Source organism: Achromobacter sp. GD03932, from assembly GCF_029839485.1.
Taxonomy (GTDB): Bacteria; Pseudomonadota; Gammaproteobacteria; order Burkholderiales; family Burkholderiaceae_B; genus Achromobacter; species Achromobacter bronchisepticus_A.
This window is the reverse complement of record NZ_JAOCAT010000019.1, coordinates 1-13,554: the sequence shown is the minus strand read 5'-3', so window position 1 is coordinate 13,554 and position 13,554 is coordinate 1. Positions and strand designations below refer to the sequence as shown.

The window sequence follows — 13,554 nt, the reverse complement described above, 5'->3', positions numbered from 1 at the left end:
CGACCCCCTACGGCACCGCAACGCGCTGCGTCTGGCCGTTCACCTGGAACACGCCCGCCTGCGCCTCGATGGACTGCAGTTGCCAGCCGCCCGCGGCGTCGCCCTCGCGCAGCAGCCGGGCGCCCGCGAGCGAGGCCGCGGCGGTGGAGGTGATCGACAGAAAGCGCTCGCCGCCACGCAGTTCCACGCCGAGCACCCGGAACGGCGGCTCCGGCACCTTGGGCTTCGTCACAACCGGAACGCGCGGGCGAGCAGCGGATGCAACCTGCCGGGTCTTCTCCAGGCGGGTTTCGATTCCATTCACGCGCGCCTGCAGCGTCTGCAGGTCGATGGCCAAGGCCCTCGCCTCGTCGGCCTCTTCGAGGCGCGTCATCCGTTCGTCCAGCGCCTGCCGCGCATTGGCGAATTCGGCCTGGCTGATCGGCGCCGGCCGGCGCTTGTCCGCATCGGCCTGTCGTTCGAGATCGGCCACGCGCAGGCCCAGCGCGTTGACCTGCGCATCCTGTGCGCTGCTCTGGGTCTGTTCGGCGAGCCGCGACAGGCCGACGCTGTTGATGAGTGCTACAGCACTGATGAGCAGCAGCCAGAAGGCCGCGGCGACCTTGAGCCAGCGCGTGCGGGAATTGCGCTCGGATGGCGCTTGGGGAAAGGTCATGGCTGCATCTCCTCGGGCCGGTCGGCGTCCGGCGCGGGCGTGGCGGTGCCGGGCGGGTTGGCGGAAAGGAAGGTGGGAGCACCGTGCCGGCTGAAGCAGACCTGGCGGCTCAAGTCATCGACCGACAGCTCCCAGGCCGGGCCGGCAAGGGTCAGCAAGGCATCGCGCAGCATCAGCGGGCCCAGGCGCAGGTGTGCGGCAGGCAGCGGCAGCGCGTAGAGGGTGGCGGCTTCGGCCGCATCGCAGAGCCGGTAGCCGGAGCGCAGGAGCACATGGCGCATGGCGTCACCCACGCTGGCATCGAGCATGGGCGGAATCGAGACCTCCACCGCCTGTTGCAAGAGATCACGCTGCGCAGGTTCCGGCACCAGCTCGACCAGGGTGTAGCGGCCATAGCGGGCCACCGGAACAAAACCCGGCTCCGGCGCGACGGCGGTTGGCGAAGCGGCCAGCACCGCTGGCGCAGACGGTGCGGCGGTCGTGGCGCAGCCGGCGGCCAACAGACTGCCGGCCAGCAAGCCAGCGGCGAGGGCCAGGCGGTGAACAGCGCGGATGGATGGTTGCATGGAGGGCGCTTCCCTGGAACACGGAGCGCTCACCATCGCCGCCGCTTGGCCTGCGGGCAGCAAACAAAACGCACTGACGCCCGCCCGAATACATGGCGGGGCGGCGCCATGAACTGTCATACGCCCAAGAAAAACGGCCCCGAAGGGCCGTGGAAAGGAGCCGGCGACCCCGAGGGGCCGCCGGCATGGGTACATGGATCAGGCCGTGACAAGCTGCCGGGCCAGGGCGACCTCGACGGAATCGCCATCCTGGTTCAGAACATCCAGGCCCGACTCGGGTACGTCGCCCGAGGTGCTCTGCGAGACCATGATCTTCCTGGCCATCAGCCCCAGGCAGGTCATCTGCGAGGAGTTGGCGTAGCCGAGGTAGATCACGCGCACCGGCTGCTTCTGGCCGATGCGCCATGAGCGCCGGGCGGCCTGCTGCAACGAATACACGTTGTAGCCGGACTGGAGGAACACGATGGTCGGGAACTCCAGCAAGTCCAGGCCGGTTTTCACCAGCTCCGGGTTGGTGATGAGCACGTCGATGCCGCGGTCCAACTGCTCGGCGATCCAGTCCTCGCGGCGGGAGGCATCCACGCTCGCGCGCAGCACCGCCACCTTGAAGCCTTCCTGCTCCAGCAGCACCTTCAGGCGCGACGTGGTGTCGCGCGTGCCGGTGTAGACCGTATAGACCAGGATCTTGCGACCTTCTGCTTTCTCCTGCTTGCAGATTTCGATCAGCTCGCGCTCCTTGGGCATCACCTCCAGCTCGTTGAACTGAGCCGGCACGAAGGCCAGGGTGTTGCGCGTGCGTGGATGCACCACCGTCTCCGACCGGAAGCAGCAATCCGGCCAGGCCAGCAGCACGTTGAGGACCACACCCAGCAGCGTCGTGTCGCGCTTCGCCAGGGCCTGCTTCAGCTCCGCGGTCAGCCGTCCTGCCAGATCGCGATAGGCCGCGGCTTGCGCCGTGTCCATCGTGACCTCACGGAACTCCTCGTCGTAGGGCGGCAGCACGTTGCCGCCGATGTCCTTCAACTTGAGGAAGACGGTGAACGGCAGAACGCAACGCAGCACGCCCTTCGGACCGAAGCCCGGCGCCTTGACCGTGCGCACCGATACCTTGGTGCCCTTGGCGGTCTTGTGCGCCGTGCCCGTGCTCTCGGAGTAGATGTCCTTGAGCACGCCGTGATCGCGCATGAACGCCATCGCGGCCGACGTCATGGAACCTTGCTTGGTCGGCCGGTAGCCGTCTTCGATCATCCGCCCAGGCAGGGCGCGGAACAGCAGGTGGAACAGGTCGTCGCCGTAGCCGCCCATCAGCGTGCCGGTGAGCAGCAGCGTCTTGCGCGCCTTGGCCGCCAAAACCCCCATGGCCTGGCCCTGTGCGGAGCCGCCGTTCTTGTACTCGTGCGCCTCGTCGGCGATGAGCAGGTCGAACGTGCCTTGGGGAAGCTGCCTCTTGATGAACTCGGACGGCTGGTAGCCGCCCTCGCCGAAGCCGAACTCCATGTTGGCCATCGCACGTTCCATGCGATGGGCTTGCCGGTCCGAGAAGACCAACTCGCCGCGGTCGTCCATCAGGTTGATGAACTCGTGGATGTTGTCCCCGAGCATCGACGCGAGGAAGGCGTCACCGAACTTTTGCATCAGCTTCTGCGCGGTGACTTCCCCGATGGTTGGAATACGCTTCAGTGCCTTGAGCACGGTCGAGGACTGGTCGCTGGCGGACAGGCCTCTGGGACGGATCAACGACCACAGCGGTGCACGGCAGTGGCTGCACTTGCGGCGGGACTCCTCGGCTTCCAGCTCGACCGGGTTGATCGGCTCGCCGTCGAGGTCGGTGATGACATGCCCGCAATCCGGGCAGGCCCCCACGTCGCCGTGAGGCGTGCGCCGCCGAACGAAGACAGGCTTCCAGTGGAACCCCATCCGCATCCGCACGCGACCCAGGACGAAGAACTCCTGGACCTGAGCCGGCACGCCCAACTGCTCGCGCAGTTTCAGCAGCTTGACCAGCGTGTCCGGGCCATTGAGCACCCAGACCTTGGCACCGGCCACCGTCTCCTGGATTTCGCGCCGCCACTTGTAGACCAGGTGGGGTGGCGAGAGCACCAGGGTACGGCGGTAGCCTTCGGCGTTGAGCACGGCGGCGGTGGCAATACCCACCGTCGTCTTGCCGCAGCCCATCTCGCCATTGACGATCGCGGCGCGTTCGCCGCGATCGACCAACAGCTCGGTGACGGCATGGACCACATCGGCTTGCGCGGGGAACAGCTTGCGCTTGAGCTCGGCGAGGATCAGTTGCCGATGCACCCGCACCTGGCCGGTGTAGACCGGAGGATTGGCGCGGTTGAGCGAGTCGAGCAGCTCGTCGCCGAACTCGGACACGAAGTCCTGCAGGCTGAGTGTGAGGGGTGAAGCGGCCGCTTCGAGCAGGTCGCCCTGCACAGCGGTTTCGGGAACGGTATCGAGATCGAGGGACATGGTGATGCTCCAAAGAGATGGGGCATGCACCTCCCCCACGGGGCGGTGACGTGCCCCTGGGTGGGAAGAAAGAAGCGGCGCGAGGCCGCCGGATGCGGATCAGTATTCGCTGGGCAGCAGCAGTGTGGTGACGCTGCGATCCCATTCGGTGATGATCCAGAGCTTCAGGTCGCGCGTGACCTGGTAGGACGAGAACAGACGATCCTCGCCGGACTTCAGCGCGGCGTCGTTCAATCGCCGATCGTCGTCGCTCAGGTCGCCCCAGTCGCCATGAAGATGGCGGCGCAGGTACGGCGTGGGGTTGAGCCGGCCCTGTCGGACCAGCTCGTCGACGCCGGCGGTCATGACCACCTGCCCGGGCGAAAAGCGTGCTTGTGACGCGAGGTTGAGGATTGCGAGTGCCATGGTGGTTTCTCCTTCTGGAAGAAGGGGCCACGGCACCCCATCGGGGGCAACGTGACCCCGGTGGGTGGATGAAAGCGACGGCGAACCGTCAGGGAACAGCGATCAGCGGATGGTCAGCACTTCGCCCCACGTGGGCGAGCCCAGCGTCAAGTCCCATGCACGAATGACCGGCACGAACTTGTCGGTGAGGATGCGCGTCTCGGCCACGGAGCCGTCGTCGCGTTCGGTGTATTCCGTCTGGAGCGTCTTCTCCTTGTGGGTGTCACCTTTGACGACGAGCACGCGCCCGGTCTTGGACGTCACTACGCCGGAAATCGCGCCCGCGGCCAGTGCCAGGGCGAGATGCCAGTGTGACAAGGCCCGCGCGGGCGGACGCAGCGACTGCTGCGCGGCGCCCAGGTGCGTATCGAGCGCCGGCCAGAGTCCTTGCAGCCGGCCGACTTCATCGGCGAACTGCTCGGGCTCCATCGTCACGCGATAGAAGTGCTCCGGCTCGGCCGGGCTGGCAGGGACGGTGTACGGCAGGAACGGCCATTCGAGCGGCAGCTCCTCGGCTTCGGCGTCGCCCTGTCCGATCTGCAGCAGCAGACCGCGGGTGGCCTTGACCGAATCCGATGCCTGGTCGCGCTGGCGAACCCGGCGACCGAAGATCACCACCTGCTTGAACTGCGTTTCCACCGCACGGTAGATGCGCAGGTCGGCGAAGTGGCGCGTCAGCCATCCGACCAGCTCGGGGTCGAGCACGTAAGACGGCACGATGAAGATCAGCACGCCGCCGTATTGCAGCAGCGGCAGCGCGCGCTGATAGAACAGCTTTTCCAGCCGCGCACGGCCCTGGCCCTGATAACCGATGTTGCCGTTCACGTCCTTGCTCAGGTCGCCATACGGCGGGTTCAGCCACAGCAGCCCGAAGGACTGGCGCGAGATCAGCGTGTCCATCAGGTCACCGTGGATGCAGCGATCGACCAGTTGCCGTGCGTGGCGGGCACGCTCGGCGTCGTACTCGACGACGAAGGCCTGGACCTGCTCGCGCCCGAGGGCGTGGGCGGCTTCGGCAATCGCCACGCCTTCGCCGGCGCAGGGATCGAGGATGGACATGGAGCCGGGAGACGGCGCCAGTGCGGACAAGGCCCGCTCCAGCGTCGGCTCGTCGGTGGGGAAGTAGCCGTTACGAATGAAGTTGCGCGCCAGGCGCGGAAACATGAGTGCCATGGATTTCTCCTGATGATGGATGAGGGAAGGCGGGCACGCGCGGCGCGCATGCCCGTGGGGATGGCTCACGCCACACGCCGAAGCGGTGCGTTCGCGGCCAGTTCGTACTGCGTGGCGCCGAGGGTGCCGTTGCGGATCAGCTCGCCCAACGCCTTCGTCAGCGCCGGGACATCGAGGGCCAGCCGATGGCCTTCCAGCGGCCCGAGGGCCAAGGGAAGACCGGTCAGCATCCGCCGTGTCTGCAACAGCTCCAGCACGGTGTCGCGCCAGTGGTCGAGCAGTGGCAGCGGGCAGGTGTCCTGCACCAGCGTCCACAGCCGGTCGAGCCGGTGAGCGGAATCCCTGGGCAGAAGCGCCAGCGCGCTGGCGTTGGCCTTGTCTGGCTTCACGCAGCGACGATCGAACAGCCACACATTCGTCAGCGAACCGAACAGCGTTCGCCGATAGGCGCGGGTGATGCGCTTTTCCAGGTTCTCGACATTGCCGACGAAGACCGGGATGGATGCGCCCTGCTCGGTGATGACGTGGAACTGATCCAGTCCCTGTTCATCCCGGCCGAGGGTCAGGCGGGCGAGGAACTCCTGAACGGCGGTGTCGCGCGCCCAGATCGAGAGAAAGACGAGATTGCCCTGCTCGTCACCGACGCAACCGTCGGCCATGAGGTCGGGGCATTCGTCGATGCGGTACAGCGGTTTCGCGGAAGAAGGTGCAGGCATGGTGATGTCCTCTTGAAAATGAAGGAGCAACCACAGCCCGCGGGGCCATGCTCGCCCCGGTTGGGTGGAAGGAAGATGCGTGCCGCTAGACAGCGCGCCCCGCGTGGAAGCGGTGAACCCGCTCGCGCCACTTGGGGCTTTGCACCGGCGCCATGTCGAGATAGCGCAGCGGGCACGAGTAGTAGTACGGATGCACGGACTCATCGAGGGACTTGTAGCCCCAATCGCCGCCCGAGCTTTCCAGCAGATGGCAGCCGATGTAGCAGACGGACTCACCGGCCGCGAGGCCCATGACGCCCGCCTGCCTGGCGGTGATGCGAACCACGGTCCACAGAACGTCGCCGTCCAGCGTGTGGTCGATGACTTCGCAGCAAGCGCGTTTGGACGCTTGCGGAGCGAGCAGCTCGCGGATCAACTGATCGCGCGTCTGACGAACGAAGGTCCAGCCCATGAGGGTCTCCTTGAAGAAAAGGCCGGAGCCCTCCCCGTCGGGGGAGAACCCCGGCGGGTGGCGGTATGCCGCGCAAGGCGGCGGATGGATCAGGCAGCTTTGAGGTGCCAGTCCTGGGACAACGGAGCGAACTCGTAGCCCAGCTTGTCGAGACGGTCGCGCTGCTGACGCAGCACACGACGATCCACGGTCGCATCGAGCTTCACGGTCTCGCCCAGGGGCCACAAGGCACCGAACAGCGCCGCGTCGTCTGCCTCGGCCGAGGCCGCAGCGGACACGGGAGCCGGTTCGCTGCCGAACGGCGTGGTATCGACCAGGGGATCGCGCGGACTGCGCGGCTTCGCCTTCGGCTTGGCCGGGGGCGTTGCCGGCACGGGCGCCTGCGCCTCCTCGTCGATCGGATCGACTTCCTGCGGACTCAGCCGGCGGGCTTCGTCGCGGCTCAGGGCGTCGATGTTGGACAGTGTCATCCCGCCCAGATGGGCGCGGATCTCGATGACCATGCGGCCGTTGGCGTTGTACGTGGAGGGGCGAATCTCGACGATGACGAAATCACCGTCGTACTTGCCCTCGCGGTACTGATCGAGTTCGGCGTTCTTCACGACGAACTCGCCGATCGAGGTCGCCAGGCGGCCGACGTTGAAGTCGCCGTTCCTGCCGTGGATGGTCTTGATGGCCAGTTGGCCGGGGATGGTGATCATGAAGGTCTCCTGCGGACGAAGAGAAGACAAGGCCCCGGGGATGGGGCCTTGCGGATCAGAACGACTCGGCAGCGGCCAATGCGGGGGCATCGGCTGCGTCGTCGGCAGCATCGGCGACGGGCTCGGAAGGCTCCGGTGCCGAGGCTTGCTGCGCGGCGGGCGCGTCGGACGTCACAGGGACTTCCGGGTCCCGCTCGTCGGTCTCGGTCGGCTTGGGCTCGGCCTTGTAGACGAGCTTGCCGTCGACCTTGATCCAACTGACGAACAGCAGGCGGGCCTTGAGGCTCACACCCTGCTCGCCGGCACGCTTGCCCTTGGAGTAGGTGAAGGTGTCGGTCCACAGGTCGCCCATGCGGAAGCCGATCATCACCTTCTTCTCGGCGTCGACCGCCTGAATGCAGCGGCGCACCAGGTGCTGCGCTTCCGATCCCGATACGCGCGTGTCGAAACGCACATACGAGACGTCATCGCTGGGACCGTTCAGAGCCGCGATGTCGCAGGCCAGGAACGCATCGCCTTTCTTGGGCTTCACTTCGCGGATGCGATTGAGGTACCCGAGGCCGGTGATGTGCAGATCGAAGTAGGACTTTTCGTTGGAAGTGGTCATGGTGAATCTCCTGAGAACAATGAGGCGGAGACACACCCGACCCAAGGCGGGGAAGGTGTGGAACCCCCGCGTGGGTTGATGGAACAGCTTGGTGGCATCGCCATCGAGAACCGATGGCCGTTCGCGCATGGATGCCGGTGCGAACTGGTGTGATCAACGCGGTCGGAACCGCGTCGCAGCCTTGAAGATCGTGGCTGCCTGGGCATGTCGCTGACGGACGTCAGCGGAACATGGCGGGAAGCGTGGCGCCGGGACGGCGCGCAGGCGAGCGGCAATCGGCACTCGCGGCTGTCCGCATTGCCGGGAAGAAAGAGGCCCCCGGAGCGGGGGCCGGGGATGGGCGGTCAGTTACCGCTGGGCGTGGGAGGAACCGCCTGCAGCGACAGGTGTGTCGCGGTGGCGGACACGTCGAGGTCGTCCTCGCTGCGCAGGATGCGCGCAAACACGCCCTCCTGCGGATCGAAGAACTCGCCGAAGTCGTCGCCGCCGAACTCGGCACGCGCCAGTTCCCACCAGTCGTCGAAGGCATCGACATCCGGGTTGCAGCCGGCGGCATAGGCGATGGTCTTCTGGCGACCATCGGGTCGACGCTCGCCGCGCTCGGCCAGGAAGTACACGCCCTGATCCTTGACCAGGATGACGCGGCATTGATTCGCCACCGCTTCGGCGAGCACGGGCCGCAGCTCCGTGCCTTTGAATCGAACAGTCATGGGTGTGATCTCCAGGGAGGCAGGAAGAGAGGCTTCCCGCCGCGAAGGCGGGAAGCTGCTGGGAGGTCAGTGCCGGACAGCCTTGCGACCCGACAGGCACTGCACGCGGATGCGCCGCCAGCTCCCGTCGTCGATCAGCCGTTCCAGCGTCTCGCCGAGGGTGTCGAAGAACACCTCATCGACCCGTTCGACCAGCTCGCCGTCGCGGTGCAGCTCCACCGCGTAGAGGTCGAGGCCACGCTCATACAGCACGGTGACGCGACCCTGGAACTTCATCGTGGCGACGGTGAAGCCGATGGCCGGTGGCGTGCGGATGATGTCGGCGGGCAGCGGATCGACCCAGGTGATGTCCCGCGCACCGGCATCCACCAGCATGTGGGTGATGCGCCGGAAACCGTCGGGAGCGGGCAACTGCTCCAGTTGGTCGACCAGTTCTTGCAGCTCGGGGCAGCGCGGCTCGGGGATCGGCAGCTTCGCCGGTGCGGACCCGAGCACGAACCGCTTCACCGTGTAGGGCTGGCCGTCGGCGGTGAACTCGGTCTGCTCCTCGGGCGTGTCCGCCCGCTGACCGTCGAAGCGGCGTCTGACATAGGGTTCGACCTGCACCTTGGCGCCCTCGTCGGGCACCTCGGTCACGAGCGTGCGATCGAGCACCGCGAACTCGGCTCGCCCCGTCTTGACGACGATGGCCTCGTCGGTGGTGGCGATGACCTTGCCCTCGAAAGGCTTCGGGTCGATGTGAAAGCCCAGCGTCGAAACCTTGGGCTGGCCGTCGAAGATGTTGAACTTGAACGAACGGACGTTGGTAGGCACATGACCGACAACCAGCGTTGGCATCTGTGCACGGATGGCTTGGGTATCCATCGGGAGACTCCTTGTGGCAACCAAGGGACTCCCGCCCGCAAGGGAGGTCCGTCCCTTGAGGGTGAGGTGGATGGACGCGAGTGCGCCCGGGGAACGAAACAACCAGCACGGCGAACCGCGCCGCAGTCTTGAAGGTCTCGACTGCCTGGGCATGCTGCCGGCAACGCCAGCGAACATGCGGCCAGCGTGCGACACATGGCGGCGGCCGTCCGCCGGGAATCGGCAATGCGCCGGCACCGCGTTCCATGAAAAGGAAGAGCCCCGCAGGGGGACGCGACGGGGGCTACTCGCCTTCGTACAACGGCAATCCGGGAACCGAACCCACGTTCGCGCCCATCCAGACGGTATTCCTCGACCTTGAAAGCGTGGTTTCGATGATGTGGCATTCATCCGTCCGGCTGTTCTGCTTGACCATGGAGTGCACTCCAAGGTTTATCCTGAAATCGTGACGGGGCAGCACGCATCCGCGTGGCTGCAACGCATCACGAACATCAACAGGAGCCTTGAAATGACTGCCAAACGCAAAGTCGAGGTGTTCAGCGCCGGCTGCCCGGCCTGCACCGATGTCGAAACCCTTGTAAAAAGCCTGGCCTGCTCCTCGTGCGAAGTCGATGTGCTCGACATGCGCGACTTGGCCGTCGCACAGCGCGCGAAGGCGCTCGGCGTGCGCTCGGTGCCGGCTGTTGCGATCGACGGCCGGCTCGCCGGCTGCTGCGTTGATCGCGGTGTCGATGAGGCGAGCCTGCGCGCCGCCGGCCTCGGCCAGCCCTGATGCTGACCATCGGCAAACTGGCAAAGGCCGGGGATATCAGCCCCGACGCGCTGCGCTATTACGAGCGCGAGAGGCTGCTCGTCCCGGCGAGCAAAACCGACAGCGGCTATCGCCTCTATGGCGAGGATGCGGTGCGGCGGGTGCGCTTCATCCAGCACGCCCAGGCTTGCGGCTTCACGCTCGCGGAGATTCGCGAACTCTTGCATCTGCGCCAGGCCGACGGCGCATGCTGCGACGACATAAAGAGCCGCGCCATCGAGAAGAAGCTCCAGCTCGCCGCCAAGATTCGCGCCATGCAGGCGATGTCGGCGGCGCTCGACGTGCTGATCGTCGAGTGCTCGGGTGGGGCGCTGCCTGTCGATGACTGTCCGATCCTGGCGGCCCTGGAAGCGGTCAGCTTTGAGGCGAAGCGCACGCCATGAGGATCGAGCTCTTCTACACGCCGGGCTGTGCCAAGTGTGCCGGGGCGACAGCGGCGCTCAAGGCGGCGGTGCAAGCCTTGTCCGGAGTCGAGTGGTGCGAGGTCAACGTGCTCGATGATCTCGACCGCGCGGTCGATCTCGGGGTGCTGACGCTGCCCGCGCTTGCCGTGGATGGCGAGTTGGTGTTCACCGCGCTCCCGACAGCCGAACAGCTCGTTGCCGAACTGCGTCGGCGCGATGGAGTGCGCAGCCATGGAGCTTGAGACGCTACGGCAGCTCGCCTCCCAAAGCGTGGGGGTCGCCAGCGGCATCAGCCTGCTGGCCGGGCTGCTGTTCAGCGTGAGTCCCTTGGCGATAGCCGCATTGCCGGTGCCACTTGCCTACGTCACCCGAGCCCGCGCGCCAAGCGAGGCGGCCCGTTACGGCCTTGCCTTCATCGGCGGCCTGATCGCCGCGCATGCGTTGCTGGGTGCCGTGGCAGGACTCGGCGGTCAAGGGGTGCAAGCGCTGGCGGGGCGCTGGTGGGGGTTGCTGCTCGGCCCCTGGCTGATCGTCTTGGGCCTGCTGTGGACCGGGTGGGTCAAGCTGCCGTTGCCGAAGGTCGGATTCAGAGCCAAGCGGGTCGGCAGTGGCTGGGGCGCGTTTGCGCTCGGCATTCCGTTCTCCGTCGCCGTCTGCCCATCCTGCGCCCCGGCGCTCGTCGTGTTGGTTGGCGCGGCGGCAGCCAGCGGCTCGCCGCTTTTCGGCGCCGCCATGCTGATCAGTTTCGCCATCGGCCGCGCGATCCCCTTGGCCTTGGCGGCGGTCGCAATGGAGTGGATCGAGCAGATGAAACCGCTCGGACGGTTCCGCCGCGCCTTTGAGCTGACCGGCAGCCTGCTGCTGATCGTCACCGGCCTGTATCTGCTCAATGGCTACTTCGCCTTTTTCCCCTGGCTCACCTGGTAGGCGCACGCGATGAAGACCGATTCGTCGCAGCTTCGGCAAAACGCCGTCAGTTGGCTGACGCTGTTCACCGCGACCGGCACGCTGGTCTGCTGCGCGCTGCCGATCCTGTTCGTCACGCTGGGCCTGGGCGCCGCCGTGGCGGCCGTCACCAGCGCAGTGCCGTTCCTGGTCGCGCTGGCCCTGCACAAGGCTTGGGTGTTCGCGGGTTCCGGACTGATGCTGCTCGTTTCCGGCTGGCTGCTCTACCGGCCTGGGCGAGCCTGTCCGAGCGACCCCGAGCTGGCGCGCCTGTGCGAGCGAGCCGACCGCTGGAACCGGCGGATTCATGGAATCTCAGCCGCCCTCTGGGGCGTCGGCCTCTTCGCCGCCTATCTGGCGCTGCCGATCCGTATCTGGCTCGGGGTCTGAGCGTCCCATCTTCGAAGGAGATCATCGTGATGCAAAGATCCCATCTGAAACACTTGGCAGCAGCTTTGGCGCTGTGCTTGCCACTGATGGCCTTCGGCGCGGAGCGCCTGGTGGTGGACATTGCTGTCAAGGGCATGACCTGCCCGTTCTGCGCCTACGGGCTGGAGAAGAACCTCGGCAAGGCGAGCGAAGTCGATCATGCAAGCGCGAGCCTGAAGGGGCAGAACGTCCGCATCGTGCTCAAACCCGGTGCGCAGGCCGATCTCGATCGTTACAAACAGCTCATCCATGATGCCGGCTTTACCCCCGGCGAGGCGAAGGTATCCAAGGAAGAAGCCAAATGAATGTCCCGCCCGGAAACATACTGGCGCTGGCCATGCTGTGCGCCTGGGCGGGGGCCGCCAATGCCGCGCCGCTCACCTTCAATACGGCCCTGCCCATCTCCAAGGACGAGTGGATTCTGCGCGAGCAGTTCGTCTACATGAAGAGCACCGACGACCCATCGTCGATGAACCGCCGCATGGAGGTTTCTGGCCTGATGTCCGTGTTGGGTTACGGGGTCAGCCGCGACTTTGCGGTCTTCGCCGTGCTGCCTTATGCCGACAAGCGGCTGTCCGTGAACGTGGGCGGGGCGGACGTGACACGCAGCCAGGCAGGTTTCGGCGATGCGACATTCATGGGCCGCTACACGGCCTTTGAAGCCAACGCGACAGGGCATACCTTCCGCATTGCGCCGTTTCTCGCCGTCACGGCGCCGACCGGCGACGACCGCGCATCCGATCGCCTGGGACGGCTGCCGCCGATGCTCCAGCCGGGTTCCGGCTCTTGGGACTGGCAGGGAGGCGCAGTGGCGTCCTTTCAATCGCTGGATTGGGGCGGCGATGTTCAGATTGCCTATCAGCGCAATGGGGAAGCCAGCGGCTTCCGGGCCGGCGCGGTCAGCCGTCTCGATCTGTCGGTTCAGCGCCGGCTGTGGCCCGGCATGTTGGGCGAAGGCGTCCCCAGCTTTCTTTACGGCGGGCTGGAGGCCAACCTCATTCATGTCGCCAAGGATCAGGTCAACGGGACTGACGATCCAAACTCGGGCGGCACGACGCTGTTCCTCACGCCCACCGTGCAGTACGTAACACGCAAATGGGTGCTCGAAGCGGGCATTCAGATACCGGTCTCGCAGCGCCTGAACGGCAGCGCGCTCAGGAACGATTACATCCTGACCACCGGCTTCCGTCTCAACTTCTGATGCAGTGGCGTGCCCACGAGGCGCGGCGTGACCGGACTCAGGATCGATCAGGCTGTTGATCTGGCGCTCGCTCGGGTTCGCGCTCGCAGGTCCTGGCTCGCGCCTGGAAGCGCTGATAACACTCCAGTCCGCAGAAGTGCTCGACGTACTCGGCGCCTTCCGGCGTGAAAGCGGCGTCGAGCGGGATTTCCTTGCAGCAGACGCAGCAGTCGACAGTCACAGCTTGGTTGCTCGTCATGGCTATCCTCCTCTCACGAAGCGGATGAACTCGTCGGCCGGTCGCGGCGCGGAGAACAGGAATCCCTGCACGGCGTCGCAGCCGGCCTGGCGCAACACGTCGAGGCTGGCCGGTGTCTCGACGCCCTCGGCGACCACGTCCATGCCCAGGCCGTGCGCGAGCTGGAT

20 protein-coding genes are annotated in these 13,554 nt (G+C 66.2%); 7 read left to right on the top strand and 13 right to left on the bottom strand.

The window, feature by feature from the left end; translation table 11 throughout:
- Nucleotides 1–7: 7 nt before the first annotated feature.
- The 11 genes from N5C88_RS18245 to N5C88_RS18195 form a co-directional block, all read right to left on the bottom strand.
- Entirely contained in the window at nt 8–655 is a 648-nt protein-coding gene (locus N5C88_RS18245) for a hypothetical protein (protein WP_088446848.1), read from the bottom strand.
- Nucleotides 652–1,221: a PilL N-terminal domain-containing protein gene (locus N5C88_RS18240; RefSeq protein WP_166740740.1), complete on the bottom strand. Its 570-nt coding sequence runs from the start codon at nt 1,219–1,221 to the stop codon at nt 652–654. Before N5C88_RS18240 ends, N5C88_RS18245 begins: the two co-directional genes overlap by 4 nt.
- A gap of 198 nt (nt 1,222–1,419) precedes the next feature.
- The gene (locus N5C88_RS18235) at nt 1,420–3,693 is read right to left on the bottom strand and encodes a helicase-related protein (RefSeq protein ID WP_166740739.1); all 2,274 of its coding nucleotides are present in this window, start codon (nt 3,691–3,693) and stop codon (nt 1,420–1,422) included.
- 99 nt (nt 3,694–3,792) lie between these two features.
- Nucleotides 3,793–4,098: a hypothetical protein gene (locus N5C88_RS18230; protein WP_088446850.1), complete on the bottom strand. Its 306-nt coding sequence runs from the start codon at nt 4,096–4,098 to the stop codon at nt 3,793–3,795.
- Nucleotides 4,099–4,200: 102 nt separating this feature from the next.
- Nucleotides 4,201–5,310, bottom strand: coding sequence for a DUF6094 domain-containing protein (locus N5C88_RS18225; protein ID WP_088446851.1), 1,110 nt, complete (start codon nt 5,308–5,310; stop codon nt 4,201–4,203).
- Nucleotides 5,311–5,375: 65 nt separating this feature from the next.
- Nucleotides 5,376–6,026: a hypothetical protein gene (locus tag N5C88_RS18220; RefSeq protein ID WP_003141029.1), complete on the bottom strand. Its 651-nt coding sequence runs from the start codon at nt 6,024–6,026 to the stop codon at nt 5,376–5,378.
- A gap of 85 nt (nt 6,027–6,111) precedes the next feature.
- Nucleotides 6,112–6,477: a hypothetical protein gene (locus N5C88_RS18215; RefSeq protein ID WP_088446852.1), complete on the bottom strand. Its 366-nt coding sequence runs from the start codon at nt 6,475–6,477 to the stop codon at nt 6,112–6,114.
- 89 nt (nt 6,478–6,566) lie between these two features.
- Nucleotides 6,567–7,178, bottom strand: a complete 612-nt coding sequence (locus tag N5C88_RS18210; protein WP_003294141.1) for a DUF3275 family protein — start codon at nt 7,176–7,178, stop codon at nt 6,567–6,569.
- Between the two features lie 55 nt (nt 7,179–7,233).
- Nucleotides 7,234–7,785, bottom strand: coding sequence for an STY4534 family ICE replication protein (locus tag N5C88_RS18205; RefSeq protein WP_074198379.1), 552 nt, complete (start codon nt 7,783–7,785; stop codon nt 7,234–7,236).
- A gap of 344 nt (nt 7,786–8,129) precedes the next feature.
- Nucleotides 8,130–8,495, bottom strand: a complete 366-nt coding sequence (locus N5C88_RS18200; protein ID WP_074198380.1) for a DUF3085 domain-containing protein — start codon at nt 8,493–8,495, stop codon at nt 8,130–8,132.
- A 66-nt stretch (nt 8,496–8,561) separates the two neighbouring features.
- Nucleotides 8,562–9,359 (bottom strand): GTPase, encoded by a 798-nt coding sequence (locus N5C88_RS18195; RefSeq protein ID WP_088446853.1) that lies wholly within the window; start codon nt 9,357–9,359, stop codon nt 8,562–8,564.
- Nucleotides 9,360–9,738: 379 nt separating this feature from the next.
- Between N5C88_RS18195 and N5C88_RS18190 the strand changes: the two genes are divergently transcribed.
- From N5C88_RS18190 to N5C88_RS18160, 7 genes are read left to right on the top strand one after another with little or no spacing between them, the layout of a single operon-like run.
- Nucleotides 9,739–10,131, top strand: coding sequence for a thioredoxin family protein (locus tag N5C88_RS18190; RefSeq protein ID WP_232482085.1), 393 nt, complete (start codon nt 9,739–9,741; stop codon nt 10,129–10,131).
- Complete coding sequence (locus N5C88_RS18185) at nt 10,131–10,553, top strand: heavy metal-responsive transcriptional regulator (RefSeq protein WP_088446855.1); 423 nt, start codon at nt 10,131–10,133, stop codon at nt 10,551–10,553. Before N5C88_RS18190 ends, N5C88_RS18185 begins: the two co-directional genes overlap by 1 nt.
- A complete protein-coding gene (locus N5C88_RS18180; RefSeq protein WP_088446856.1) occupies nt 10,550–10,816 on the top strand; it encodes a thioredoxin family protein in 267 nt (88 codons plus the stop codon). Before N5C88_RS18185 ends, N5C88_RS18180 begins: the two co-directional genes overlap by 4 nt.
- Nucleotides 10,806–11,501 carry a cytochrome c biogenesis protein CcdA gene (locus N5C88_RS18175; RefSeq protein WP_088446857.1) on the top strand — a complete coding sequence of 232 codons (696 nt, stop codon included), beginning with the start codon at nt 10,806–10,808 and terminating at the stop codon, nt 11,499–11,501. The genes N5C88_RS18180 and N5C88_RS18175 overlap by 11 nt, the downstream gene beginning before the upstream one ends.
- Before the next feature lie 9 nt (nt 11,502–11,510).
- Nucleotides 11,511–11,909: a hypothetical protein gene (locus N5C88_RS18170; RefSeq protein WP_088446858.1), complete on the top strand. Its 399-nt coding sequence runs from the start codon at nt 11,511–11,513 to the stop codon at nt 11,907–11,909.
- 29 nt (nt 11,910–11,938) lie between these two features.
- The gene (locus N5C88_RS18165; RefSeq protein ID WP_116151335.1) at nt 11,939–12,253 is read left to right on the top strand and encodes a heavy metal-associated domain-containing protein; all 315 of its coding nucleotides are present in this window, start codon (nt 11,939–11,941) and stop codon (nt 12,251–12,253) included.
- The gene (locus N5C88_RS18160) at nt 12,250–13,149 is read left to right on the top strand and encodes a transporter (protein WP_088446859.1); all 900 of its coding nucleotides are present in this window, start codon (nt 12,250–12,252) and stop codon (nt 13,147–13,149) included. Before N5C88_RS18165 ends, N5C88_RS18160 begins: the two co-directional genes overlap by 4 nt.
- Nucleotides 13,150–13,186: 37 nt before the next feature.
- Here the strand turns inward: N5C88_RS18160 and N5C88_RS18155 are convergent, their stop codons facing one another.
- Both N5C88_RS18155 and N5C88_RS18150 read right to left on the bottom strand, forming a co-directional pair.
- On the bottom strand, nt 13,187–13,387 hold the full coding sequence (locus tag N5C88_RS18155; protein ID WP_088446860.1) for a DUF3330 domain-containing protein: 201 nt from the start codon (nt 13,385–13,387) through the stop codon (nt 13,187–13,189).
- Between the two features lie 2 nt (nt 13,388–13,389).
- Entirely contained in the window at nt 13,390–13,530 is a 141-nt protein-coding gene (locus tag N5C88_RS18150) for an EAL domain-containing protein (RefSeq protein ID WP_088446861.1), read from the bottom strand.
- Between the last annotated feature and the right edge of the window lie 24 nt (nt 13,531–13,554).

Bases quoted from the DNA above. Each gene is read 5' to 3' on its own strand.
- N5C88_RS18185 (WP_088446855.1), top strand. From the start codon at position 10,131: ATGCTGACCATCGGCAAACTGGCAAAGGCCGGGGATATCAGCCCCGAC.
- N5C88_RS18170 (WP_088446858.1), top strand. From the start codon at position 11,511: ATGAAGACCGATTCGTCGCAGCTTCGGCAAAACGCCGTCAGTTGGCTG.
- N5C88_RS18180 (WP_088446856.1), top strand. From the start codon at position 10,550: ATGAGGATCGAGCTCTTCTACACGCCGGGCTGTGCCAAGTGTGCCGGG.
- N5C88_RS18220 (WP_003141029.1), bottom strand. From the start codon at position 6,026: ATGCCTGCACCTTCTTCCGCGAAACCGCTGTACCGCATCGACGAATGC.
- N5C88_RS18200 (WP_074198380.1), bottom strand. From the start codon at position 8,495: ATGACTGTTCGATTCAAAGGCACGGAGCTGCGGCCCGTGCTCGCCGAA.
- N5C88_RS18235 (WP_166740739.1), bottom strand. From the start codon at position 3,693: ATGTCCCTCGATCTCGATACCGTTCCCGAAACCGCTGTGCAGGGCGAC.
- N5C88_RS18175 (WP_088446857.1), top strand. From the start codon at position 10,806: ATGGAGCTTGAGACGCTACGGCAGCTCGCCTCCCAAAGCGTGGGGGTC.
- N5C88_RS18225 (WP_088446851.1), bottom strand. From the start codon at position 5,310: ATGGCACTCATGTTTCCGCGCCTGGCGCGCAACTTCATTCGTAACGGC.
- N5C88_RS18165 (WP_116151335.1), top strand. From the start codon at position 11,939: ATGCAAAGATCCCATCTGAAACACTTGGCAGCAGCTTTGGCGCTGTGC.
- N5C88_RS18155 (WP_088446860.1), bottom strand. From the start codon at position 13,387: ATGACGAGCAACCAAGCTGTGACTGTCGACTGCTGCGTCTGCTGCAAG.
- N5C88_RS18245 (WP_088446848.1), bottom strand. From the start codon at position 655: ATGACCTTTCCCCAAGCGCCATCCGAGCGCAATTCCCGCACGCGCTGG.
- N5C88_RS18150 (WP_088446861.1), bottom strand. From the start codon at position 13,530: ATGGACGTGGTCGCCGAGGGCGTCGAGACACCGGCCAGCCTCGACGTG.
- N5C88_RS18215 (WP_088446852.1), bottom strand. From the start codon at position 6,477: ATGGGCTGGACCTTCGTTCGTCAGACGCGCGATCAGTTGATCCGCGAG.
- N5C88_RS18195 (WP_088446853.1), bottom strand. From the start codon at position 9,359: ATGGATACCCAAGCCATCCGTGCACAGATGCCAACGCTGGTTGTCGGT.
- N5C88_RS18160 (WP_088446859.1), top strand. From the start codon at position 12,250: ATGAATGTCCCGCCCGGAAACATACTGGCGCTGGCCATGCTGTGCGCC.
- N5C88_RS18205 (WP_074198379.1), bottom strand. From the start codon at position 7,785: ATGACCACTTCCAACGAAAAGTCCTACTTCGATCTGCACATCACCGGC.
- N5C88_RS18240 (WP_166740740.1), bottom strand. From the start codon at position 1,221: ATGCAACCATCCATCCGCGCTGTTCACCGCCTGGCCCTCGCCGCTGGC.
- N5C88_RS18210 (WP_003294141.1), bottom strand. From the start codon at position 7,178: ATGATCACCATCCCCGGCCAACTGGCCATCAAGACCATCCACGGCAGG.
- N5C88_RS18230 (WP_088446850.1), bottom strand. From the start codon at position 4,098: ATGGCACTCGCAATCCTCAACCTCGCGTCACAAGCACGCTTTTCGCCC.